This is a genomic window from Halomicrococcus gelatinilyticus (assembly GCA_024227995.1).
Classification (GTDB): Archaea; Halobacteriota; Halobacteria; order Halobacteriales; family Haladaptataceae; genus Halomicrococcus; species Halomicrococcus gelatinilyticus.
This window is the reverse complement of the sequence record CP100465.1, coordinates 2321145-2343840: the sequence shown is the minus strand read 5'-3', so window position 1 is coordinate 2343840 and position 22696 is coordinate 2321145. Positions and strand designations below refer to the sequence as shown.

Genomic DNA, 22696 nt, shown 5'->3' with positions numbered 1-22696 from the left:
AGCTATCGAAGGAGCGACGTGATTCCGGAGCGACGAGACCGGTCAGGCGCCTTCCGCCGCGACGCCCGCGCCGCCGGTGATGCGGTGGTAGACGCGTGCGACGAGGCGCTGGAGCGCATCGAACCGGGTCGCGAGTAGCAGCAGGCCGAGCGCGACGTACAGCACGCTGAACCCGACGAGCGCCTCGTAGTGGTGGAAGTCGGGGTAGAGCTGGACGAGGAAGAGAAAGAGGAGCGCGACGGCCTCGCGAATGCTGATGCTGAAGTTGACGAGGATGGCGAGCGCGAAGAAGCTCTGGGAGGCGGTGAGCCAGATCTCGCCGGTCTGCTTCTGTTCGAGCGGGAGCGCGCCGTACTCGCCCATCGAGATGCTGTAGACGAGCACGAGCGTACCGATGAGAAGCGTCCACTGGTTCAGCTTCGAGGAGATGAGCGCGTTGAACGCGGCGGTCGAGCGCGCCTTGTGGACGAGGTAGGCGACGACGATGAGTTCGGGCGACTCGGAGGCCAGCGGCGCGACCCACTGTATCATGAGGAACTTCGGGACGCCGAACTGCTGTCCGAGCTGTTCGAGGCCGTGCGCGAACGGCTCGACCGCGACCATGATCGTGGCGCCGGCGTAGAGGAACATCCCGACGTAGACGGGGACCCGGAGGTGGGTCGGGAACGACTGGAAGTACGCGGGGATGCCGACCTGCTCCCCCTCGTCGCCGTGGGGCATGTTCAGCGTGAAGACGATGTAAGCGAGGTAGAGCCCGACGAGAAAGAGCATGTCGGGGGCGCCGATGCCGCGTCCGAGCGGCACGAAGAACGCGTAGACGGTGGCGACGAACAGGAACAGTATCTCGGTCGAGATGTCGACGTCGAGTCGCACCCGATTGGCGAGCGCGTCGTCGAGTCGGGCGAGATACGTGCCGCCGGGGAACCGTTCGACGTCGCGGTCGGCCAGCCAGCCGTGGCGGTACTCGACGGCGGGGTCGTCGGTCGAGAACGCCTTGTAGACGGCGAACATCGCGATGGCCGACCAGCCGATGCCGATGAGGATGCGGTTCGCGCCCGTCATGTTCGCGACGGCGAGGCTCGCCTTCTCGTTACCGAGCGGCGTGCCGACGTTCGCGCCCGCCTCCCAGGCGTACAGCGCGTCGACCGCGTACTCCGGGGCGACGGCGAGCACCGCGAGGACCGCGAGCGCGAACGCCCGCGGGACGTCCTTCTCCGCCGTCTCGGCGGCCCACGCCAGCAGGAACGACGCGCCGAGGACGGCGATGCCGGTGAGACCCACGGTCGCGAGCGTGCTGACGCTGTGGGCGTTGCCGGTGGCGGTGATGCCGAGCCAGGGAACCGTGAGGAGGGCTGCAAGGAGGACGGCAGTCAGCGGACGACGGAGGCTACTGGACATTCGTTCAATCGTACAGATACCCGCAAGGTAGTTCTTCTGTTGCGGGTCGCCGAGAAGGAAAGCGACGGACGGTAGAGAGCGAGACGGGGGACGGACTACGGGAGGAGGAAGTAGACGAACCCGAGGTAGCCGGCGAGGAGGACCGCGCCGTTGAGCCGCGAGACGCGGTGATTCGTAGCGACGAGCGCGAAGACGCCGACGGTGAACCCGATGAGTATCGGGAAGTGGAACGACTGGACGCCGGTCTTCACCGAGAGCGGGTTGACGATGGCGAGCAGGCCGATGACGGCGAGCACGTTGTAGATGTTGCTCCCGATGACGTTGCCGACGCTGAACTCCGCCTCGTCGCGCATCGAACTCACGACCGAGGTGGCGAGTTCGGGCAGCGACGTGCCGAAGGCGATGACGGTCAGGCCGATGAAGAGGTTGCTGAAGCCGTACGATTTGAGCAGGCCGGTACTCCCCTCGAGCAGGCCCATGGACCCTGCGAGCAGGCACACCCCGGCGGCGACGAACTTCGCCACGTCGCGGGCGTTCGCGGACACGTTCTCCTCGAGGTCGACCTCCTCGGTGATCACCGCGTCGTCGTTGCCCTGGCGGGACTGGTAGAGCAGGAACCCGGTGAACACCGCGAGCACCAGCAGCATCGCGCCGCCGTCGAGGACGCCGAGGTGACCGTCCATCCCGAGGACGACGAGTAGCAGTGCGGCCGTGAGCATGAACGGACCGTGTTTCACCAGCAGTTCGCGGTCGACGCTCATCGGCTGGACGAGCGCGGACGCACCGAGCACCAGGCCGATGTTGGCGATGTTCGACCCGACGATGTTCCCGAGGCCGATGTCCCCGGAGATGTCGATGCCGCCGATCATGCTGACGAACAGTTCCGGTGCGGTCGTCGCGAACGCGACGACGGTGACGCCCACCGTCGCCGGCGCGATGCCGAACCCGATGGCGAGCGTCGACGCGCTACTGACCAGTAGTTCCGCACCCAGGTAGAGAAACAGGATGCCCGCGAGGAGGAAGACGACGTCCATCGCGAACGGGGTGCCGATTGAAGCGAGTACGAGGGGTGACATCGCGCATTTCTACCAAGTTGTACAGCTAAAGCTTACTGATATAGTTCGGACCAGCGAACGGCGCGTTATCGTTGGAAAAATTAACTGTGGCCTCGGCTGACACTGCCAGTGAATCACAGGCGTTATCGTCGTCCCGACGCTCCCCGGACGTATGCAGGTGTACGGACTGCTCGGGAACCCGGTCGGCCACTCGCTGTCGCCGCCGATGCACGAGGCGGCGTACGACGAACTCGACATCGACGCCCGCTACGTCACCTTCGAACCCGACGACGTCGGCGACGCCGTCGCAGGGGCGCGGGCGCTCGGCATCCGCGGCCTCAACGTCACGATTCCTTTCAAGGAGACGGTGCTCGACCACGTCGAACCGGACGACCTCGCGACCCGAATCGGCGCGGTGAACACCGTCGACCTCTGCGGCGAACCCACCGGTCACAACACCGACGCGGAGGGGGTCCGGCGCTCGTTCGAGCACCACGACGTCGACCTCGCGGGCCAGGACGCGGTCGTCGTCGGGGCCGGCGGCGCCGCGCGGGCCGCCGCGTTCGCGCTGGCCGACGCGGACGCGACGGTCCACGTCGCCAACCGGACCGTCGAACGCGCCGAGTCGCTGGCAGCGGACGTACCTGAAGCGACCGCCGGCGGCCTCGACGGCGTCCAGGGGGACGTCGCGGACGCGGACGTGCTCGTCAACGCGACCAGCGTGGGGATGGAGGAGGACCGCTCGCCGGTGCCCGCCGACGCGCTCCACGGCGACCTCGCGGTGCTCGACGCGGTGTACCGACCGGTCGAGACGCGACTGCTCCGGGACGCGGGCGAGCGCGGCGCGACGACCATCGACGGCGCGTGGATGCTGCTGTACCAGGGCGTGGCGGCGTTCGAACTGTGGACCGGGCGGTCGGCCCCGGTCGAGCGCATGGACGCGGCGCTCCGAAGACGGCTTTAAGTACAGGGACTATGTACTGTCCAATAATGGGGCTTATCACCAAGCTGAAATCGTTGCTTGGACTCGCGGAGGATCGACCGCAACCGCGGTCGAGCGAGTCCGGCGTCACGATCGAACGGGAGCCCGACGAGTCGAACGAACGACCCGACGCCGAGACCGAGCGAGCGATCAAGACGACCGACGAGACGGTCGACGGCGGCGGGACAGCAGCGAGCGAAGCGGACGTCGACGAGACCGATCCCACCGCTCACATCGAGCGCGTCGAGTCCGACTCCGCCGAGTCGAACGGCACGGAGGGGGACGCTGGGGGAGCGGAGGAACCGGAGGCGGAGGAACCGACGCCGTCCGAGGCGGACGCCGACGCACGTCCGCTGGAGGACGTGAAGGGCATCGGGCCGGCGTACGCCGAGCGACTCCGCAGCGCGGGCGTCGAGAACACGGCGGCACTCGCCGAGGCAGACCCCGAGGAGATCGCCGAGGAGACCGACCTCTCACCCAAGCGCATCGCGGGCTGGGTGGAGCGTGCGAAGTCGCTGTAGGCCGCCGGTCACCACCTCGCGGACCGTGTTCCGCGACGCCGCCCGGGCGGCCCCGCCGGGCGTGGCGTCCCGGTCGAGGTCCAGTTCACCGATAGATACCGAGTTCGTCAGGACGTCGTTCTGGTTGGGCATGGAGTATTTTCGGAGGGTGCATACGCGCGCGCTGGATCTGTACCATGACATAAGTGAACTCCCATCAGGGTGTGCATCCATCACGGGAAGTACGTACAGCAGCAGTGCCAACTCCGGGAGGAGACGGGGAGGGGAGCCCGTCGGCCGACGGACTGCAAGAAGGGCGCACTGACGGTAGCGTCGTCCCACGGAAGACGACCGTCGCGCGTCGACGCCTCAGTAGTGCCGCCGTTCGACGCGCTCGTCGAACGCCCGTACGAGTCGCTCCGTCACCGGCCCGCCTCCGAGTTCGACGCCGTCGAGGCAGGCGAGCGGACGGAGTTCCCAGGTCGAGTTCGTCAGGAACGCCTCGTCGGCCGCGCGGACGTCGTCGGGCGAGTACCGCCCCGTCTCGGTCGGCACGCCGACGACGTCGGCGAGGTCGAGGACGACCCGGCGGGTGATGCCCGGCAGGACGGGGCCGTCGAGGCTCGGCGTCTTCAGCACGCCGTCGCGGACGAAAAAGAGGTTGCTCGTCGCGCCCTCCGTCACCGCGCCGTCCGAATCGATCATCACCGCCTCGTCCGCATCGTCGGCGTCGAGACGCGCAAGGATGCCGTTCAGGTAGTTGTGGGTCTTGGCGCTCGCAGGGAGCGCGGCGTCCGGGACGCGCCGGGTCTCGACCACCGCGGCCGTCGCAGGGACGTCCCACACCGACTCGCCGTCGGCGCCGCCGCGGGGGAGGTCGGCGACGTACACCACGACCGTCGGGTCGTCGACGGGGGCGGGCGTCAGCTTCCCGGGCTGGACGCCCCGCGAAATGGAGAGTTTCACGTAGGCGTCGTCCAGGTCGTTCGCCGCGAGCGTCTCGTCGACGTGGGCGCGAAGGTCGGCGTCCGGGATGCCGTGGTCGAGCGCGAGCGCGTCGCAGGTCGCACGGAGGCGCTCCGCGTGCGCCGCCCACTCGAACGGGTCGCCGCCGTAGGCGCGCAGCGTCTCGAACGCCGCGTCGCCGTACATGAACCCGCGGTCTCGGACGCTCACCGTGGCTTCGTCGGCCGGAACGAGATCGCCGTCGACGTGGAAGTACATGCCGGACAGTCGAATCGGGTATTGCGAGCGCCGGGGCTAAAGCGTGCTGGTGGACGAAGCGTGCCCACGGGCGGCCGCGGCCGCCGTTGGAAAGCCTCAAACCGCCGCCGTGAGTAGTCGCGGGCGATGGACGAGGACAGTCGGATTGCCGACGTCGACGACGTGCCCGAGGAGACGACCCTGCTGTTTACCGTCCGCGAGGGGTTCGACGAGGTCGAGGCCATCCTCGTGCGACGGGACGGCGAGGTCCAGGCGTGGAAGAACTACTGCCAGCACTGGACCGACGTGCGCCTCGACAAAGGCGACGGCGCGACGGTACGCGACGGCGAGATCGTCTGCGGCAAGCACGGCGCGCTGTTCGAGGCCGACAGCGGATACTGCACCTACGGTCCCTGCGAGGGCGCCGTGCTCACCGAGATCGACGTGACCGTCGAGGACGGAGCGGTGTACCTCACCGACGACGACTACGAGTTCGTCGAGCGCGGGTCCACCATCCAGCACGACCTCTCCTCGAACCGGTCGCTCGGCTTCCAGTGACTACGCCTCTATCGCGAACTCCGGTTCGTCGAGTGCCTCGCTCTTGCACTCCGGGCAGCGCGACGGGCGGTTCGCCGGGTCGTCGAACCGGTCGAAGCCGCACTCGCGGCACTCCGGCGGCGCGGCCAGCAGTTGCTCGTCGCCGTCGACCGAGCGGGCGACGTGTCGGACGTGCCGGATGGCCGCGTCGGGGCTGATGTCGAACTCGGCGGCGAGTGCGCTCGGGGAGGCTGGCTCCTCGCGAAGGAAGTCGGCGATGCGTTTCCGCGTCGTCTCGGCCTCGCGCATACCCCGGTTTGGAACCGTACCCTGAAATGCCTATCGTGGAGTCGGACGAGCGATTCCATTGCAGGCAAGGCGACGCGGACCGACGACCGTGGTGACGCGTGGACGGCCCGGTCGTCTCGACGGCCGATTCGACGCCCTTTTTCCGAGCCGTCACGCACCTCCGGGCAACAGTGATAGCCGTCGTCGTCAGTCGCGCCGACCACGCCTCCGAACATATCGGCGAGCACCTGCTGGACCTCGCGGAGTGGACCGAACGCGAAGACGCCAGCCGACCGGACGGCGAAGGGGGTGGCGGGTACTACCGGACGGACGGGGTCGAGCTTCGAGAGTTCGACGCCCTCCACCTCGACGTCGAGGACGCCGCGGCGGCGTTCGACGACCCGGACCTCCTCCTGTTTGCCTCGCGCCACTCCGGCGAGACGGGGCCGCTGCTCACCGGCCACTTCACGGGCAACTTCGGCCACGCGGAGTACGGCGGGACCGAGGGCGACCTCGCGCGGGCCTGCCCGAACGCCCAGGCGCGCCTGCTGTCGGCGTTCGACGAGCACGCGCCCGAGGGGTACGAGGTCGGCATGGAGTGCACCCACCACGGCCCGAGCAGGGTTGGCGTCCCCTCGATGTTCGTCGAACTCGGCAGTGGCGAGGAGGAGTGGTCGGACCCCGACGGAGCCCGCGCGGTCGCGCGCGCCATCCTCGACCTGCGCGGCGTCGCACCCCATCGCGAGCGCCAGCTGGTCGGCTTCGGCGGCGGCCACTACGTCCCGCGCTTCGAGCGGGTCGTCCGCGAGACGGACTGGGCCGTCGGACACGTCGCCGCCGACTGGTGTCTCGAGTCGCTGGGCGACCCGGCGAAGCGCCGCGACACGGTCCGGCAGGCCTTCGAGCGGAGCGACGCCGACCACGCCCTCGTCGAGGGCGACCACCCAGGGCTGACGGCCGTCGTGGAGGACCTGGGCTACCGCGTCGTGAGCGAGACGTGGGTCCGGGAGACGACGGGCGTCCCGCTCGACCTCGCGGGCGACCTCGAAGCGGCGCTGACGCACGTCGACGACGGCCTGCGCTTCGGCGACCTGGCGGACGAACGCCGGTCGTTCTCGGTCGTCGACCTGCCGGCCGAACTGCTCGACGACGCCTCCGGCGTCGACCACGAGCGAGCACGCGAGGCCGTCGCCGGGCACGCGCTTGCCTACGAGACCACCGACGGTGGCAGCCGCGTGGCGGGCCGCGCGGCGGTCCGCGACCGGGACGACTACGACCGCATCGTCGACGAACTGGCCGCCGTCGTCGCCGAGAAGTACGACGCCGTCGAGCGCGCCGACGGTGCCGTCGTCGCCCACGAGACCGCGTTCGACCCCGCGAAGGCCCGGAAACTGGGCGTGCCGGAGGGACCGGCGTTCGGAAAGCTGTCGAACGGCCAGGCGGTCGAGGTGGACGGCGAGACGATCGTCCCCGAGGCCGTCCACAGCGAGCGCACCCACCGGTTCCCCGTCTGAGGTGGGCGTCGGACCCGCTGCAGAACGGCCGCCACGCCAGCGGGACCGGCGCAAGCCAGCCGTATTACGTCAGCCGTATTACGGAAAGGCGCAATAGTACCCCCGCAAGAGATGGCGGAGCAGCGGCGCCAGAGGAAGCGTTTACAGCGGTTAGACGAGTCGGTGGATGGCGAGTGATACGGGTCCGGAGCACGTCAGAGGCCTAGCGGCGAAGAACGGAACGGTCCGCACGGCACGAGGGCACATCGCGCACGGCACGAGAACACATCGGGTCGGTGAACCTACACAGCCGTCGCTCGGAGTCGAGCGACGGCAGAAGTAGTCCGCCCTCCCCGATTTGAACGCCGGAAGACGATTCCGCTCACTTCGTTCGCGGACTGCGACTTCCGTGCTCAAATAGAGTCGGTCAGGACTTTTCACTGCTTACGATGTTCGCAGGAAAAGTCCGCCCTCCCCGATTTGAACGGGGGACAAGTCGATCTACAGTCGACTGCTCTACCAGTCTGAGCTAAGGGCGGGCACGCAGTTACAGGTAGGAGCCCTGCCGGACTTAAGAATTGTTATTCGCGGAGATGGCCTCGACGGAAAGATTCAAATATGTTGGAGCAAGTGGTATCGTCACACACAGCAATTCAGGTGGCCGACATGAGCAAGATTACCTTCCGCGCGGACGACGACCTTGTCGAGCGTATTGAGGCGCTCGACACCTCCAAGAGCGAGGTGATGCGGGAGGCACTCCGACAGTACCTCGACGCGTCCGACGCTGCCGACGACGACGAGGGCAGCATCGACGCCGTGGTCGCGGAGCGCGTGGACGCGCTCGTCGAGGAGCGACTCGGCCGACGTCCGCCGCGCCAGGACGCACAGGACATCAACGTCAACGTCACTGTCGAGGGTCCGAACGAGGGCAGCGTGCGCGAGGCGTCCGCCGAACGCGCCAGTGCAAGCGACGATCGGCGTGCCGAGAGCCGCGACGCGGACCGTCAGACATCCGCCGACACACCCTTGGCATCTGATACGTGCGCGCAGTGCGGCGAGTCCATCGCGGAGGGACACGTCTACTGCCCCAACTGCGGAGAGAAGGCCACCCGTCGCGTCTTCTGCGATTGCGGCGACGAACTGCGTTCGGACTGGGCGTTCTGCCCGGGCTGCGGCCGCAGAACCCCGTCGGCGGACGTTTTAGACCCGTCGTAAAACGAGTTGTTTTACAGCCGCCGTTAATTATATAAGCAATGCGTATGTGGGTAAGTCTACGTAAGACGGTCGTCTTACGCCGCACGCCAAAGCCGGGCAAATAACTGCCTCAGACCGTAACGCGGCGTAAGACGGGGCGGCGCACACCGCGCGCATCGTCTTACCGAACAAGGGGAATACAGCTATGGAGCGCGTGACACTTCGCATTCCGAAACAGCAGATCGAGGAAGTCGAACAGATGGTCGAGACTGGCGAGTTCCCGAATCGCAGCGAGGCGATCCGGGCGGCAGTCCGAGACATGCTCAGCGAGAGCGACTCGAGCACGGAGACCACGAACAACAAACGCACCTGGGCGAAGGTGTAACGATGCAGGACATCGTCCAGGAAGCCCTCGACAACGCCGAGGAAGAACAGCGCGAGATGGACGCGGCGACTGGCGACGAGTTCGGCGACCCGCGAATCGTCATCGTCGGCTGCGGCGGTGCGGGCAACAACACCATCAACCGCCTCTACAACATCGGCGTCGACGGCGCCGACACGGTCGCCATCAACACCGACAAGCAGCACCTGAAGATGATCGAGGCCGACACGAAGATCCTCGTCGGCAAGTCGCTCACCCAGGGACTCGGCGCTGGCGGCGACCCAGAGATGGGCGAGCGTGCCACCGAGATGGCCCAGGGGACCATCAAGGAGGTACTCGGCGACGCCGACCTCGTCTTCGTGACCGCAGGCATGGGCGGCGGCACCGGTACCGGCGCCGCTCCCGTCGTCTCGAAGATCGCCAAAGAGCAGGGCGCCATCGTCGTCGGCATGGTCTCGACGCCGTTCAACGTCGAGCGCGCCCGCACGGTGAAGGCCGAGGAAGGGCTGGAGAAGCTTCGCAACGAGGCCGACTCCATCATCGTCCTCGACAACAACCGCCTGCTCGACTACGTCCCGAACCTGCCCATCGGCAAGGCGTTCTCGGTGATGGACCAGATCATCGCCGAGACGGTGAAGGGCATCTCCGAGACCATCACCCAGCCGTCGCTCATCAACCTCGACTACGCCGACATGACCTCCATCATGAACCAGGGCGGCGTCGCGGTGATGCTCGTCGGCGAGACCCAGGACAAGAACAAGACCGAGGAGGTCGTCCGCGACGCGATGAACCACCCGCTGCTCGACGTCGACTACCGCGGCGCGTCCGGCGGCCTCGTCCACATCACGGGCGGCCCCGACCTCACCCTCAAGGAGGCCGAGGGCATCGCGGCGAACATCACCGAGCGACTGGAGGCCAGCGCGAACGTCATCTGGGGCGCGCGCATCCAGGAGAACTACAAGAACAAGGTGCGCGTGATGGCCATCATGACGGGCGTCCAGAGCGCCCAGGTGCTCGGCCCCTCCACGCAGCAGCAGGCCGACAAGTCCCGCGAGAAGATGCGCGACGTCGACGCCCAGGCGTTCGACGCCAGCCAGAACGTCCCGACGGAGGACACCGCCTCCTTCGGCACGCAGAGCGACGGCGGGCGCGACGAGGTCGAACAGAACAACGGACTCGACGTCATCCGGTAATCCGCCGTACCGTTCACGGCGATCGTCTCTGATCGCTTTTCATCGGGTCGCAACGTCCCCCAACCGCAGGTTCTCCCGTCCACGGTCCCGAACGCCCTCCGTATGCCGGTCACACGGACGGTCCGCCGGGGCGAACGAGAGTCCGCTCGAACTCGTGGGCGAACGCCTCGACGTCGTCCCAGTCCGTGTACTCGTAGTCCCGCGAGGTGTCGGTGTCGCCGGAGTGACGGCCAGCGATGAACCGCATCAGCAGGCGCTTGATCCGACCGTACTGGCTGTACCGGAGCGCCCCCGCGACGGTCGTCGCCACGTCGGGCGACCACCCGGTCTCGTCGAGGAAGTCGTCGACGACGGCCTGCGCCTCCTCGCGACCGTCGGGACTCTCCGACGCGGCCGACAGGCTGACCGAGAAGAAGCCGGACGGCATCGCGTTCAGTTCGTCGCGGTGGTCGGCGACGAACTCCGTGACAGGCCGCTGGTGCTTGCCGGCGTGGACGGACGCTCCGACGAGGACGCCGTCGTAGTCGGCCGGAGCGGCGTCGATAGGCAGGTCTGCAACGTCGACGTCGTGACCCGCCCCGCGGAGGACGTCGGCGATGCGGTCGGCGACCGTTGCGGTCTGTCCCTCGGTGGTGCCGTAGCAGACGAGCACGTCGGTCATCGCCCACACGAACGCGCTCCAGCGGAATAGAAGCACTCGCCGCCGCGGGTCGACGCACTGGACGGTTACGCCGCGCCGGCGAGCGCGAGGTGTTCGGCGACTGCGAAGCCGATGGCAGTTCCGAAGCCGATGCCGGCCCACCGTCGGCTCGAGCCACCGACGAGCGCGAACAGGCAGAGCGTGACCGGGACGCTCCCAGCGCTGCGGCGAATGGCTGCCACAGCACGTCCAAGGGATTCACCGTCAGGCAGGTGGCCGGCGTGACGAGACCGAAACCGCCGGCGACGGCTCACTGCTGGGGGATGAACTGTCGAAATAAAGGACCATTGGAGTTCGTTTCAGTACAAGCCGGGGTCGTCCTTTCGGAATCGACTCGAACGCCAGCGGACGGTCGACCCTCTGGTTCACGACCGCTACATCGTCACGTCTACGGAACGTTTCTCGAACACCCCAGTGTGACACTTCCATTAGTTATTTATTCTGTTAATATTTGATAGAATATATGTTCGAAGCTGGGGGAAGACGAAAATTTGTCAGCTCCACACTAGCGCTTGGCGGCGCAGGCCCACTGAACCTTTCCGCACGTCCTCTGTTCGGACTGGGGGAGCGTATCGTCGAGACCACAAACGAGTTGTACTACGGCAGTAAAGAGGGGAAAAGAGGCACGAGCAACGCCCTAATCCAGACGAGCGACGGCTACGTCTTCACTGGCAACGTCGCCAACAACGGACTCTGGTTCGTGAAGGTTGACGCCGACGGGACGAAGCAGTGGGAGCGCAGGTACTGGACCGGCATTACCTACGAAGTGTCGGGGAAAGACGTCGTCGAGACAGATGACGGCGGATTCTTCATCGCCGGAGATGGAACAAGTGACGACGGCGGCGAGCACGAGACGTTCGCCGTGAAGACCGGCCCCGACGGAGAGAAGCAGTGGCGAACGCGCATGGAATGGTCGGAAATTCCCGGGGAGCCAGTCGACGAGGAGGTCACGAGCGCGGTTGAACTCGAAGCCGGCGGCTACGTCATCGCCGGGACGACCCTCAAAGGTGAATCCTCCTATCCCATGTTCACGAAACTGACGTCCGACGGTGAAGTCGCGTGGAGACGGACCTGGGAGACGAAAAGGCATTATAAGTACAAAACTGACGTCGTACTCCTCGAACCGACCGAGAGTGGGTTCCGTGCGGTGCTGGACTACCGCGATTATCAGTCCAGCATAGCCGACCCGCAGGTCGTCCAGTTCGGCGACGACGGAACGGAGCAGGGGAGCAGAAGCGTCGACCTCGAGTTGAAAGGCAAGATAGCAGTGAACGCGATGGCTCGCCATCCGGATGGTGGATACGCGATGGCAGTGGACGTAGAGCGTGAACGCGACGCCGGGAACGGATTTAAACGTATCACCGGGTCCCGTCGACTCGTCTCGCTGACGGAGTCGTTCGAGGTGCGCTCGCAACACTCCCTGACGGAGGCCGGAAGAGTGAGAGGCGTTTCCGTCGGCGACGACGGCGATATTCTCGTCGTCGGCATAGGGAGCGGCGGTACAGCGGTGAGTCGATACGCGGCCGATGGCACGAAACGGTGGGGGCGGACCGGCTATCGGGAGCTGGACACCGTGGCCGGTATCGTGGTTCGAGACGATTCGGTCGTCGTCGCTGGAACAGACACTGCGATAACAGGCCAGCGCCAAACCGCACGGCTGTTCGAACTCGTCGAGGCTGACGACGAGAAGTTGGAGGGAGTCCTCGGTCTGGCAGGACTGGGGCTCGTCTGGACCCTCGGCGCGATCGTTCTCGGAGGTGACGACGATGAGAGCTGAATCCACGGGTCGGGAGTCGACGGTCGGCGGGGCACCCTCGTGGAACCCGTTCGAAGCGCTCGTCAAGGGTATTCAGGTCGCTCGTTCACAGCCGATAGTCGTGGGGCTGTTTGTTACACTGGGGGCCATCTATGGGCTTGAGAAGGTGATCAGCGACGGACCCATCGAGAATCTATTTCTCGCGGGGTCATGGCTGGTCGGCACCGTCTTGATAGCGACCGCGGTACTCGGAATCACGCATCGGTATGCTGCAGTCGCCAGATATGGTGGTCCGACGGGCCTCGAACCCCACCTGCGGGCATTGGTGTGGTTGATACCGATGTTCCTCTCACTGAACATCCTCATCATCATCGGCATGACCCTCATCGTCGCGGTGCCGTACGTGTTCGCGTCGATAACCGGCCAGCACGTGTTTCAACTGGTGGGCGTTCCGATTGCCATCTACTGCCTACTGCGCATCTCCCTGGCTTATCCGGCCGTCACCATCGGCAGACAGAATCCAGTACAGGCCCTCGTCTACTCCTGGAGGTCAGCAAAGGGACAACTTGGCCGGCTATTCGTCCTCGTCATGGCCGCGAGCGCAATCCGTGCAGTCGAGGAACTGAACGGATTCCAGTTCGGTACGAACGTTACGCACGCCGCGTTCATCGGGGCAATCGGAATAGCCTACGGTTTCGTGTATCTCGCATTCGCCCACGCGTATCTCGAAACAGCCGACCCACCCAGGTGGACGGACAGCGGCGAGCCAGCGCGGACGGACCGACGATAGGTCCCTCCTCGCGCCTGTTGGGGGAAGAACGGCGGGGATTCGTACCACGTGAGTTTGCCCCCTGCGCGGAATCGCCCGACTCGGGGTCGACTCGAACGGCAATGACGCACGGCGACAGTTTTATATATAAATAATCTTATGTGATTTAATGTTGTTAAGTATGTTTGTGAATACTTCTTGTAGTTTCGGATACGGTCACAGCGGCGGTCGGGCCGGAGGTGACGGCGGTGAAGACTGACTCCACGGACTGGGAGTCGGCGGTCGGCGGGGCACCCTCGTGGAACCCGTTCGAAGCGCTTTTGGAGGGCGTCTGGGTCGCCCGCTCACAGCCGACAGTCATCGTGCTGTTCCTGATAACGACCGTCGCGTACGGCCTCGCGAAACTTATCCGCGACAGCGCCATCGAAGACCCGCTCCTCGGCGGGGTGGGTCTGGTCGGCGTTCTCGTGGTCATGACCGCTGCACTCGGACTCACCCACCGGTACGCCGCCGTCGCCAGGTTCGGCGGACCAACGGACGTCAGGAGTCATCTGCGCGCGATGGCGTGGTTCGTTCCGATGGTGTTCGCGGTGGAGATCATCTTCACACTCGTCATGGCTGTCGTTATCGGGATTCCAGCCGTGGTAACGTTGGTAACGGACCAGTGGGTGTTCGCGCTCATGGGTCTGCCGGTCGCCATCTACTGCCTGCTGCGGTCTCGTTCGCCATTCCGGCAGTCACCATCGACGGTCAGGAGCCGATCCCGGCGCTCGTCCAGTCCTGGATAGCGACGAAGGGGCAAGTGGCGCGACTGTTCGTCGTCATCGTCGTTGGAGCCATCATCGGTGCGCTTGACAGTCTGAACGGTCTCCAGTTCGGTAGCGTGACGTATGCAGCCTTCGTGAGCGTAGCCGGGATTGGATATTGCTTCGTACAACTCGGAATCGTCCACGGGTACCTCGAAACGGCCGACCCACCGGAGTGGACGAAAAACGAGTGAGGCGGTAGCTCACGCAGCCTCGATGGCGTCGACGAGCGCGCACTTCCGGCACAGGTCGCGCGTCGTCGACGCGCCGCAGCGTTCACACTCGACGAGTTCCCGGTCGCCCTCGCCGGCGCCGTACTCGTCGGCAGCGAGGGCGGCGAGCTGCTCGTACCCGGCCATGATGGAGTGGCGGGTTCCGGGGTGGTTGTCCTCCAGCGAGAGCATGAGGTCCTGTATCTCCCCGCGGTAGGCCTCGCTGGAGTGGGGACACTCCGTGATGTGCGCCGGGAGGTCGGCCAGCCGGGCGTAGAGAGCGACCTCCTTCTCGGGGACGTCCCGGAGCGGCTTCGCGCGCGGGACGAAGTGGTCCTGGTCGCTGCGCGTCGCCTCGTCGTCGCGCTCGCCGAACGGGGCGAGGCTGGCGTCGAAGTGCTTGGCGGTCTGGGCGACGTCGCCCTCGAGGAAGTTCATCAGCGCCGTCTCGGCCTCGTCGTCGAGGTTGTGGCCGGTGAGCAGCTTGTCCGCGCCGAACTCCTCGGCGTACTTCGACAGCAGGTCGCGGCGGAACACGCCGCAGTAGGCACAGGCGGCCATGTTCTCGGGGTCTTTCTCGACCACGTCGTCCATCCGGAGGTCGAACTCCTCCTCGTAGGTGACGACCTCGTGGCGGATGCCGAGGTCGGCGGCCAGCTCCTCGCAGGCTGCCAGGCTCTCGTCGCGGTACCCCTCGATTCCCTCGTGGATGGTCAGCGCGACGAGTTCGACCCGCGGGTCCTCCTCGAAGGTGTCGTGCAACAGCTTGGTGAGGACGACGCTGTCCTTCCCGCCGGAGAGGCCGATCAGCCACGTCTCGGGGTCGTCGGGCGTCGCCGACGATGACAGGAGATCGTCCTCGCGGATGCGGCGCCGGACGCGCTTGTCGACCGACCGACGGAAGTGCTCGTCGCAGAGGTGCAACCCCGAGTAGGCGGCGTGCATGACCGCCTCCCGGTCGCACTTGTCGCAGTCCATTACGAGCGGGTTGCGTCGCCGGCCGTTTCACCGTTTCGGGTTCGTATAAAGCCGATGATGCTATAGCAAATCGGCCCTGGGTCGGTCGTGTCGGCTGCGAGAGAGGCCGCGGCTCGGCGCGACGGCCGTCGCTGAACCGGATATCGGGACAGCGACCGACGGTCGCCGAAGCGGCCATCTCCGGGGGAACACACTTCTGCGAGGGTCACGTACCTCGGTCGAGAATGGGGTCGAACGGGGGGACCGGGACGGCGACGGGGGTCGAACCGCCCGGAACGGAGGAGTGGCGAAGCCGGTTCTCGGCTGGCGTGGTGGTGACGGGCGTCGGCCTGCTCGTCGTCGGCCTGCCGGCGTTGCTCGGCGTGCTCACCGGCTGGCTCGCGGTCGCGCTGGTCGTCGTCGCGCTCGTCCTGACACAGCACGCCGTGGCGGTCCCCGACGACACCGAGGAGACGGTCCGAGGGCTCGCCCTGGCGGTCGTCTACGGCCTCGCCGCGTTCGGCCTTCTGGCGTTCCCGGTCGGGCCGACGACGGTCGCGCTGTTGCTCGCCGGCGTGCTCGGTGCGTTCGCCGCCCACCGCGTCGTCGCCGGCCTCCGGGAGACGGGCGCGGACCGACGCTCGCTGCTGGCGACGGCCGCGGTCCAGCTAACGCTGGCGGCGCTGCTGGCGGTCGGCTGGCCCGGCGGCGCACACGTCCGCTGGTCACTGTTCGGCGTCGGCCTCGCAGTCGGCGGTACCTCCATGGCGTTCGCCGCGGTCCGCGACCGCAACGGCAGGTGGCGGACGGTGACCTGAAGCGTCGGGCGGCGCAGGAAGAAAATGACCGATCAGGGCGCTGAACAGCGGTTCGGACCGAGTTCGAGTTCGGTCGCTGCCTGTTCGTCGTCCGGCTGCTCCGCGCCGCGATTGATGGCGATGACCGTCTCGTAGTTCGGCGGCTTCTCCGGGACGTCGCTCGACAGTCGGTCGACGAACGCCTCCTCGTCGAGCTGAAGCACGTCGAGGGTGGTGCGCAGTTCGCCGATGGTCGAGTAGATGGGTTCGCCGGGGCTGCCGTAAGCGTAGCGCCCCTCCTCGGTGACGGTGACGTGGCCCGGAAGGACGACGACGCTGTCCGGTTCGCTCATCAGCGACCGGTGCAGCGACTCGTACTGCATCCGCGCGCCGCGGGCCGCACCCGCGTCGCCGAACTCCAGTTCCGTCCGCCCGATGGAGTCGACGAAGAGGGCGTCGCCCGTCAGGACCGCCTCGTCGTTGACGAGGTAGCTGACCAGCTCGGAGGTGTGGCCAGGCGTGCGGACGGCCTTGATCTCGGCGTCGCCGACCGTCAGCACCTCGTTCCTCCCGAGCGGTTCGTACTCGTACTCGACGTCGCGCTCCGTCGCGCGGTCGCCGAGGTGGTACGGCACGCCGAGTTCGTCCGCGAGCTTCCGCCCGCCGGAGACGTGGTCGGCGTGGACGTGCGTGTCGAGGACGTGCGTTATCTCACAGCCCAGCATCGCGGCGGCCTCCTGGAACTCCCGGACGTGCCGCGTCGCGTCGACGACGACGGCCTCCCTGTCGCTGCCGACGACGTAGCCAAGACAGCCCTTCGCACGCCGCTGGACCTGGACGACGTTCGCGTCGCCTGGCGTGTCGACGAGGACGTGCTCGTACACCTGGCTCCAGTCCTCCATCCCGCCTTTCACGACCGTCACATCGTCGAACCCTTGTTCGCGTAGCTCCTCGGCGAAGTGGAACGACGAGATACCCTTCGCGCAGATGGTCAGTATCTCGTCGTGGCCGTCCAGCATCGAGTGGACTTCCTCTACGTCCGACTCGGAGAGCGAGTCGTCCGAACTGAACGGGAAGTTCTTCGCGCCCTCCACGTGCCACGACTCGAAGCTCTCCTCGGGCCGCGTGTCCAGGAGGAGGTACTGCTCGCCGGCGTCCTGCCGGTCTGCCAGCTGTTCCGCTGTGATCTCCGTGACCATGGCTCAAGCATCAGAATCGACGCGTACCGGCTTAACGGTGATGGACAGTGCGACCAATGACGGACAATATCCGGACCTGCGTCGAGGCGGCCAAAACGTTCTTCACCTACTTCTTCGAATCGCCCCTATGTCGTTTCTACCGCCGGTAGTGCAGAGTATCATCCTCGCACAGGGCGACGGCCCGGTTCCGAACTCGGTCGACGAACTCCTGAGCCAGTACAGCGGCCTCGTCGGCAAGGTCCTCGCGTTCCTGCTCGCCTTCGTCGTCGTCTACCTGCTCGGGAAGTTCGTGCTCTTGCCGCTGGTGCGGCGCGTGCTCGACCAGCGCGGGTTCGATCCGACGGTGCGAAGCCTGGGCGAGAACGTGGCGAACGTCGTCGTCGTCCTGCTCGCCGTCGCAGTCGCGTTCACGGTCGCCGGATTCGGGAGCGTCATCGCCGCCTTCTCCGTCTTCGCAGGAGCCATCGCGCTGGCCGTCGGGTTCGCCATGCAGGACCTCCTCGCGAACTTCGTCGCCGGCGTGTTCATCCTCAAGGACCGCCCGTTCGAGGTGGGCGACTGGATCGAGTGGGTCGACGGCGAGGGGCGCGTCGAGGAGATCGACCTGCGGGTGACGCGCGTCCGGACGTTCGACAACGAACTCGTGACGGTACCGAACGGGACGCTCGCCAACGACGCCGTGACGAATCCCGTCGCGTACGACAAGCTCCGGCGGACCATCGTCTTCGGCATCGGGTACGGCGACGACATCGACCAGGCAATCGAGGCCATCCTCGACGAGGCCGCCGACGTCGAAGGGATCATGGACGACCCCGGACCGTCGGTACGGGTGACCGAACTGGGGGACTCGTCGATCAACCTCCAGTCGCGGATCTGGATCCGGAACCCCGACCGCGGCGACGTGGTAGGCGTCAACTCCGAGTTCGTCAAGCGCGTCAAGGAGCGCTTCGACGCCGAGGGCATCGACATGCCCTATCCCCACCGGCAGCTCACGGGCGACGTCGGCGTCGACGGCAGCGTCCGGACCAGCCAGGTCGAGTCCTCCCCCGACGACTGAGGACCTGTCGATAGCCGACCTCCAGCATCCAGCGCGTTTATGCGGTGCGAACCCGAACTGACCGACCGAATGGAGCGAAGCGTGGCCATCGAACGCGTCGAGGAGATCGTCGACACCGTCGAGAACGACACGATGCCGGTCCCGGTGCGGGAAGTGTGGGTGTACGGCGACGTCGCGCTCGGGCTCGACCCGATCGACCGCCTCGACGTGTACGTCACGAAGGACATCCTGCTGCGCGGCGACGCCGACCGCGAAGAGGAGTTCCACAGGTCCCACGGCGTGAAAGGCGTCGGCAAGACGGTCCGGGCGGAGTGGGCCGACGCCCACCCCGACCTGCTCCGCGCGAACGAGAACGGACACGCCGCGCCCGAGAAGTGCCTCGCGGCACATCTCCTGCACGACGACGAACCCGTCCATCTCGAGGTGTGCAACTCCAGTTTCGAGGACAACGTCACCCAGCGGCTGAAGGGCGCCGTCGCCCGCGAGGCCTACGAACAGATCCTCGACCCGCGCGGGGTCTGTCTCTGGGCCGGGGGACAGCGCAGCGACGAGGCGTTGCGGAAGCTCCAGGAGAGCGAGCTCGCCTTCCCGACGCTACCCGACGCGCTGGAGATGCTCGGCATGGCCGGGGAGAAGACGGACGAGGCTGCCGCTGCGGTCGAGTCCTACCGCAAGCGTCAGGACGGAGCGACGGTCCGCGGCGACGTGGTGTAAGGGGCGAACAGGCGGTGCAGCGTCGGTTGCGCGCGAGGGAGCACCGCACACCCGCTTCGGCCGCTCGCGCGCCGGCGTCAGGTCACGCCGGGTGTGGCCGCGGGTTCGTATTTAAAATCTCGTGCCGGTCGGTCAGCCCTCGAAACCGTCCTCGAACCGGAAGGTTCCGTCACGCTGAACCACCTGCCCGCACCTTTTGTCTCGCTTCGCTCGCAAAAGCTGCACCAAAAAGTCTTGACGTCAGCCCTCGAAACCGTCCTCGAACCGGAAGGTTCCGTCACGCTGAACCACCTGCCCGCACCTTTTGTCTCGCTTCGCTCGCAAAAGCTGCACCAAAAAGTCTTGACGTCAGCCCTCGAAACCGTCCTCGAACCGGAAGGTTCCGTCACGCTGGACGATCTCCCCGTCGACCTCGATGTAGGAGTCCTCGCTCATGTCGACGATCATGTCGAGGTGCGTCGCGCTCTCGTTGTAGGGCTGGCCCTCTGGCACCGTCTCGCGGATAGCCTTGCCGATGGCGAGGTGGACGGTGTCGCCCATCTTCTCGTCGAATAGCATGTTGTAGGTGAACCGATCGATGTCGCGGTTCATTCCGATGCCGAGTTCGCCCAGACGGCGCGCGCCCTCGTCCGTCTCGAGCACGCCCGTCAGGACCTCCTCGTTCTTCGCTGCACGGTGGTCGACGACCTCGCCGTCCTCGAACTTCAGGTAGACGTCCTCTATCTCGCGACCGTTCCGGACGAGCGGCTTGTCGAAGAGCACCTCACCCTCGACGGAGTCGGGGACGGGCGCGGTGAACACCTCACCGCCGGGGAGGTTCTTCTCGCCGTAGTCGTTGACCGTCTTCATGCCGTCGACGCTCATTCGGAGGTCGGTGGCGTCGCCGGAGACAACGCGGACCTCGTCGGCCGGGTCGAGGATCGCCACCATCTGCTCCTGGTGGGTGCGCTGGGCCTCCCAGTCCTTGTTGACCGCGCCGTAGACGAAGTCCTCGTACGCCTCGGTGCTCATCTCCGCGAGCTGGGCCTCGCCGGACGCCGGGAACTGGGTGCCGACCCAGCGTTTGCCCATCCGCTCCTCGCTGACGGCGCTGTTGGCGCGGGCCATCGCCGCGGTCTTCTCGGGCGGAACGTCGCTCGTCTCCGCCGCGTTCCGGGTGCCCTTGACGATGATGACGACGTCGGTCTCCTCCATCTCGGCGAGTTCGTGCCCGTGGAGTTCGAAGTCCTCCTCGTCGGTCGCCCGGAGGAAGGCGCGGTCGGCGCGCGGACTCCGCATCGCGAGCGAGGGGTTCGCACCCCGGTCGCCGAGCCGTTCGAAGACGGCGACGGCGAGGTCCTCCGCGACGGCCGGCGCACGGACGAGGACGTTGTCGCCCGCCTGCACGTCGGTGCTGTGGTCGACCAGGATCTCGGCGTGCTGCCTGATTCGTGGGTCCATGCGGATAGGCGGTACGGCAGTCCGATAAGGGTTTTCGAGACCGGTCGCGTTCTGCCGCGCGTCGGCGAGGCATCGGGGCCGTCGGCTCGTGTCGGTGCGGTTACCCCGCGGAGGAGGTCGGGGGGCCGTCGACCCGGCCGACGGTCACGTAGAAGGGGACGACCTCCGAGCGCCGATAGTCGCCGTCGGCCATCTGCTCGACGACGTCGCGGCCCATCTCGCGCCACGCCGTCCGCAGGCGGTCGTACTCCTCGGCGTCGAGCGGGCCGACCAGCGTCTCGCGGCGGTCGGCGAGCGCCGCGCCGCTGGCCTTCCGCTTCGCGGCCTCGACGTCGCGCTCGTCGTACGGCGGTTCGACGGTCTTCGCGTGGTAGTGTTCGCGGGTCCGGACGTCGTGGAGGCCGACGTCGCGGAACGCCGCTCTGGTGCCCCCGCCGCCGAGCGCGACGTCCGTGTCGACGCCCGCGACGAACGCCTCCCTGGCGCGGCGGGCCAGGTCGCGCTCCGCGTCGACCGTCGACTCGACCGACACCGCGGCGTTGTCGGGTTCGACCGCGGCCACGAGGTCGCGGGAAACGCGGGCGAACTCCTGGACGGCGCGTGCCGGGTCGGGCAGGTTGACGAGCAGGGCCTGGCAGACGACGAGGTCGAAGTGGTCGTCCGGGAACGGAAGCCGGTTGGCGTCGCCCGCGACGAACGACGTGCGGTCGCCCGGCTCCCGGTGGTCGTTCGCGACGGCGAGCAGGGCGGTGTCGGCGTCGACGCCGACGACCTCGCCCGACGTCTCCGCGGCGAGGACGCGGGTCAGTTCGCCCGTCCCACAGCCGACGTCCAGCACGCGCTCGCGGGACCCGAGTTCGAGGTCCGCGAGCGCGTCGCGGTCCTCCCAGAGCCCTTCTCGCGTGCGCCGCAGGTAGTCGGCAGAAAACTCTCGCACGCGCGACTGTTCGGATGGGAGGGGCAAAAGTGAGACGATACGCCGTCGTCACTGGCCGCGATACCAAGCTTGATACCACCACCGGGGCCTACACCGAGGCAGTGTCTTCAGCACGTGCGGACTTCCTCTCCGGCGTTCGTGTCGCGGTTCCGATAATCCTCGGCGTCGCCCCGTTCGGGATGGTCGCCGGCGTCGCAGCCGTCGGCGTCGGCGTCCCCGCGATCCAGGCGCTCGCCATGTCGGTCGTCATCTTCGCCGGCGCGTCGCAGCTCGCTGCGATCGAGCTCATCGGCCAGAACGCTCCGGTCGCGGTGGTCGTGCTGACCGTCATCGTCGTCAACCTGCGGCTGGTGATGTACAGCGCGTCCATCGCACCGTACTTCGAGCGCCAGTCGGCGCGCTGGAAGGCCTGGCTCGCGTACCTGCTCACCGACCAGGCGTACGCCGTCTCGGTGATGGAGTTCCGCAGCGACGAGGCGACCAGCCGCCGGTGGTACTACCTCGGCGTCGCGACGCCGCTGTGGGTGGTGTGGCAGGCCTCGACGGTCGCCGGTATCCTCCTGGGGAGCAGCGTCCCCGCGAGCTGGCACCTGGAGTTCGCCGTCCCGCTGGTCTTCCTCGCGGTGCTCGTCCCCGCGATCACCGACCGCACGACCGTCGTCACGGCCGTCGTCGGCGGCGCGGTGGCCGTCGCGGCGAACGGCCTCCCGTTCAACCTCGGCCTGCTGACCGCCGCCGTCGCCGGCATCGCGGCCGGCCTGGTCGTCGAGGAGGTGCTCGATGACTGAGACGACCTTCGACGCGGGGACGCTGTGGCTCATCATCCTGGCGGCGGGCGTCGGAACGTTCGCGCTGCGCCTGTCGTTCATCGCCCTGTTCGGCCGCCTCGACGACGTTCCCGAGAGCGTCGAGCGGGGCCTCCGCCTCGTCCCCGCGGCGGTGCTGTCGGCGCTCGTCGTCCCGCAGTTCGTCTTCGTCGACGGGGCGATGTCGCTGTCCCCGACCAACGCCCGCCTGCTCGCGGGGACGCTGGCGGTGGTGGTGTCGTGGAAGACGGAGGACATCCTGGCGACGCTCGTCTCGGGGATGGCCGCGATGTGGCTGCTGTCCGCGCTGCTGCCGTGAGA

26 protein-coding genes and 1 tRNA gene are annotated in these 22696 nt (G+C 67.0%); 16 read left to right on the top strand and 11 right to left on the bottom strand.

What is annotated here, in order from left to right; translation table 11 throughout:
* Positions 1 to 42 precede the first annotated feature (42 nt).
* Both NKT36_RS12355 and NKT36_RS12350 read right to left on the bottom strand, forming a co-directional pair.
* The gene (locus tag NKT36_RS12355; protein WP_327051355.1) at positions 43 to 1398 is read right to left on the bottom strand and encodes a sodium:calcium antiporter; all 1356 of its coding nucleotides are present in this window, start codon (positions 1396 to 1398) and stop codon (positions 43 to 45) included.
* 95 nt (positions 1399 to 1493) lie between these two features.
* Entirely contained in the window at positions 1494 to 2474 is a 981-nt protein-coding gene (locus NKT36_RS12350) for a calcium/sodium antiporter (RefSeq protein WP_327051354.1), read from the bottom strand.
* Between the two features lie 151 nt (positions 2475 to 2625).
* Here NKT36_RS12350 and NKT36_RS12345 point away from each other — a divergent pair, with 151 nt between their 5' ends.
* Together NKT36_RS12345 and NKT36_RS12340 are read left to right on the top strand one after the other, a co-directional pair.
* Complete coding sequence (locus NKT36_RS12345) at positions 2626 to 3417, top strand: shikimate dehydrogenase (protein WP_327051353.1); 792 nt, start codon at positions 2626 to 2628, stop codon at positions 3415 to 3417.
* Between the two features lie 26 nt (positions 3418 to 3443).
* Complete coding sequence (locus NKT36_RS12340) at positions 3444 to 3956, top strand: helix-hairpin-helix domain-containing protein (protein ID WP_327051352.1); 513 nt, start codon at positions 3444 to 3446, stop codon at positions 3954 to 3956.
* Between the two features lie 348 nt (positions 3957 to 4304).
* Here NKT36_RS12340 and NKT36_RS12335 read toward each other — a convergent pair whose 3' ends face one another.
* Positions 4305 to 5159 (bottom strand): aminotransferase class IV, encoded by an 855-nt coding sequence (locus NKT36_RS12335; RefSeq protein WP_327051351.1) that lies wholly within the window; start codon positions 5157 to 5159, stop codon positions 4305 to 4307.
* 126 nt (positions 5160 to 5285) lie between these two features.
* Here NKT36_RS12335 and NKT36_RS12330 point away from each other — a divergent pair, with 126 nt between their 5' ends.
* Positions 5286 to 5696 carry a Rieske (2Fe-2S) protein gene (locus tag NKT36_RS12330; RefSeq protein WP_327051350.1) on the top strand — a complete coding sequence of 137 codons (411 nt, stop codon included), beginning with the start codon at positions 5286 to 5288 and terminating at the stop codon, positions 5694 to 5696.
* Here NKT36_RS12330 and NKT36_RS12325 read toward each other — a convergent pair whose 3' ends face one another.
* Positions 5697 to 5984 carry a transcriptional regulator gene (locus NKT36_RS12325; RefSeq protein WP_327051349.1) on the bottom strand — a complete coding sequence of 96 codons (288 nt, stop codon included), beginning with the start codon at positions 5982 to 5984 and terminating at the stop codon, positions 5697 to 5699.
* A 170-nt stretch (positions 5985 to 6154) separates the two neighbouring features.
* Between NKT36_RS12325 and NKT36_RS12320 the strand changes: the two genes are divergently transcribed.
* On the top strand, positions 6155 to 7477 hold the full coding sequence (locus NKT36_RS12320; protein ID WP_327051348.1) for a D-aminoacyl-tRNA deacylase: 1323 nt from the start codon (positions 6155 to 6157) through the stop codon (positions 7475 to 7477).
* A 444-nt stretch (positions 7478 to 7921) separates the two neighbouring features.
* Here the strand turns inward: NKT36_RS12320 and NKT36_RS12315 are convergent.
* Positions 7922 to 7995, bottom strand: a tRNA-Tyr gene (locus NKT36_RS12315).
* Positions 7996 to 8122: 127 nt separating this feature from the next.
* Between NKT36_RS12315 and NKT36_RS12310 the strand changes: the two genes are divergently transcribed.
* From NKT36_RS12310 to ftsZ, 3 genes are all read left to right on the top strand, one after another.
* Positions 8123 to 8671 carry a double zinc ribbon domain-containing protein gene (locus NKT36_RS12310; RefSeq protein ID WP_327053391.1) on the top strand — a complete coding sequence of 183 codons (549 nt, stop codon included), beginning with the start codon at positions 8123 to 8125 and terminating at the stop codon, positions 8669 to 8671.
* A gap of 184 nt (positions 8672 to 8855) precedes the next feature.
* Positions 8856 to 9035: a ribbon-helix-helix domain-containing protein gene (locus NKT36_RS12305; protein WP_327051347.1), complete on the top strand. Its 180-nt coding sequence runs from the start codon at positions 8856 to 8858 to the stop codon at positions 9033 to 9035.
* Between the two features lie 2 nt (positions 9036 to 9037).
* Entirely contained in the window at positions 9038 to 10225 is a 1188-nt protein-coding gene (gene ftsZ / locus NKT36_RS12300) for a cell division protein FtsZ (protein ID WP_327051346.1), read from the top strand.
* Between the two features lie 109 nt (positions 10226 to 10334).
* On the opposite strand, the gene NKT36_RS12295 is transcribed toward ftsZ, so the two are convergent.
* Complete coding sequence (locus NKT36_RS12295) at positions 10335 to 10886, bottom strand: flavodoxin domain-containing protein (protein WP_327051345.1); 552 nt, start codon at positions 10884 to 10886, stop codon at positions 10335 to 10337.
* A 65-nt stretch (positions 10887 to 10951) separates the two neighbouring features.
* Positions 10952 to 11107 (bottom strand): hypothetical protein, encoded by a 156-nt coding sequence (locus NKT36_RS12290; protein ID WP_327051344.1) that lies wholly within the window; start codon positions 11105 to 11107, stop codon positions 10952 to 10954.
* A 281-nt stretch (positions 11108 to 11388) separates the two neighbouring features.
* Between NKT36_RS12290 and NKT36_RS12285 the strand changes: the two genes are divergently transcribed.
* The 4 genes from NKT36_RS12285 (at position 11389) to NKT36_RS12270 (ending at position 14450) form a co-directional block, all read left to right on the top strand.
* A complete protein-coding gene (locus NKT36_RS12285; RefSeq protein WP_327051343.1) occupies positions 11389 to 12702 on the top strand; it encodes a hypothetical protein in 1314 nt (437 codons plus the stop codon).
* Positions 12692 to 13471, top strand: a complete 780-nt coding sequence (locus NKT36_RS12280; RefSeq protein WP_327051342.1) for a hypothetical protein — start codon at positions 12692 to 12694, stop codon at positions 13469 to 13471. The genes NKT36_RS12285 and NKT36_RS12280 overlap by 11 nt, the downstream gene beginning before the upstream one ends.
* A 218-nt stretch (positions 13472 to 13689) precedes the next feature.
* The gene (locus tag NKT36_RS12275) at positions 13690 to 14238 is read left to right on the top strand and encodes a hypothetical protein (protein ID WP_327051341.1); all 549 of its coding nucleotides are present in this window, start codon (positions 13690 to 13692) and stop codon (positions 14236 to 14238) included.
* Positions 14239 to 14252: 14 nt separating this feature from the next.
* On the top strand, positions 14253 to 14450 hold the full coding sequence (locus NKT36_RS12270; protein WP_327051340.1) for a hypothetical protein: 198 nt from the start codon (positions 14253 to 14255) through the stop codon (positions 14448 to 14450).
* Positions 14451 to 14459: 9 nt separating this feature from the next.
* On the opposite strand, the gene ncsA is transcribed toward NKT36_RS12270, so the two are convergent.
* Positions 14460 to 15446 carry a tRNA 2-thiolation protein NcsA gene (gene ncsA / locus NKT36_RS12265; RefSeq protein ID WP_327051339.1) on the bottom strand — a complete coding sequence of 329 codons (987 nt, stop codon included), beginning with the start codon at positions 15444 to 15446 and terminating at the stop codon, positions 14460 to 14462.
* Positions 15447 to 15670: 224 nt separating this feature from the next.
* Here ncsA and NKT36_RS12260 point away from each other — a divergent pair, with 224 nt between their 5' ends.
* Positions 15671 to 16243: a hypothetical protein gene (locus tag NKT36_RS12260; RefSeq protein WP_327051338.1), complete on the top strand. Its 573-nt coding sequence runs from the start codon at positions 15671 to 15673 to the stop codon at positions 16241 to 16243.
* A 32-nt stretch (positions 16244 to 16275) separates the two neighbouring features.
* Here the strand turns inward: NKT36_RS12260 and NKT36_RS12255 are convergent, their stop codons facing one another.
* Positions 16276 to 17421 (bottom strand): MBL fold metallo-hydrolase, encoded by a 1146-nt coding sequence (locus NKT36_RS12255; protein WP_327051337.1) that lies wholly within the window; start codon positions 17419 to 17421, stop codon positions 16276 to 16278.
* Positions 17422 to 17548: 127 nt separating this feature from the next.
* Between NKT36_RS12255 and NKT36_RS12250 the strand changes: the two genes are divergently transcribed.
* Positions 17549 to 18478, top strand: coding sequence for a mechanosensitive ion channel family protein (locus NKT36_RS12250; RefSeq protein WP_407652177.1), 930 nt, complete (start codon positions 17549 to 17551; stop codon positions 18476 to 18478).
* A 69-nt stretch (positions 18479 to 18547) separates the two neighbouring features.
* On the top strand, positions 18548 to 19192 hold the full coding sequence (locus NKT36_RS12245) for a DUF7095 family protein (protein ID WP_327051335.1): 645 nt from the start codon (positions 18548 to 18550) through the stop codon (positions 19190 to 19192).
* Positions 19193 to 19540: 348 nt separating this feature from the next.
* Here NKT36_RS12245 and NKT36_RS12240 read toward each other — a convergent pair whose 3' ends face one another.
* Together NKT36_RS12240 and NKT36_RS12235 are read right to left on the bottom strand one after the other, a co-directional pair.
* Positions 19541 to 20632 (bottom strand): aminopeptidase, encoded by a 1092-nt coding sequence (locus NKT36_RS12240; RefSeq protein WP_327051334.1) that lies wholly within the window; start codon positions 20630 to 20632, stop codon positions 19541 to 19543.
* 100 nt (positions 20633 to 20732) lie between these two features.
* Complete coding sequence (locus NKT36_RS12235; RefSeq protein WP_327051333.1) at positions 20733 to 21569, bottom strand: class I SAM-dependent methyltransferase; 837 nt, start codon at positions 21567 to 21569, stop codon at positions 20733 to 20735.
* A 101-nt stretch (positions 21570 to 21670) separates the two neighbouring features.
* Here NKT36_RS12235 and NKT36_RS12230 point away from each other — a divergent pair, with 101 nt between their 5' ends.
* Both NKT36_RS12230 and NKT36_RS12225 read left to right on the top strand, forming a co-directional pair.
* Complete coding sequence (locus tag NKT36_RS12230; RefSeq protein WP_327051332.1) at positions 21671 to 22357, top strand: AzlC family ABC transporter permease; 687 nt, start codon at positions 21671 to 21673, stop codon at positions 22355 to 22357.
* Positions 22350 to 22694, top strand: a complete 345-nt coding sequence (locus NKT36_RS12225; RefSeq protein ID WP_327051331.1) for an AzlD domain-containing protein — start codon at positions 22350 to 22352, stop codon at positions 22692 to 22694. Before NKT36_RS12230 ends, NKT36_RS12225 begins: the two co-directional genes overlap by 8 nt.
* Positions 22695 to 22696 lie beyond the last annotated feature (2 nt).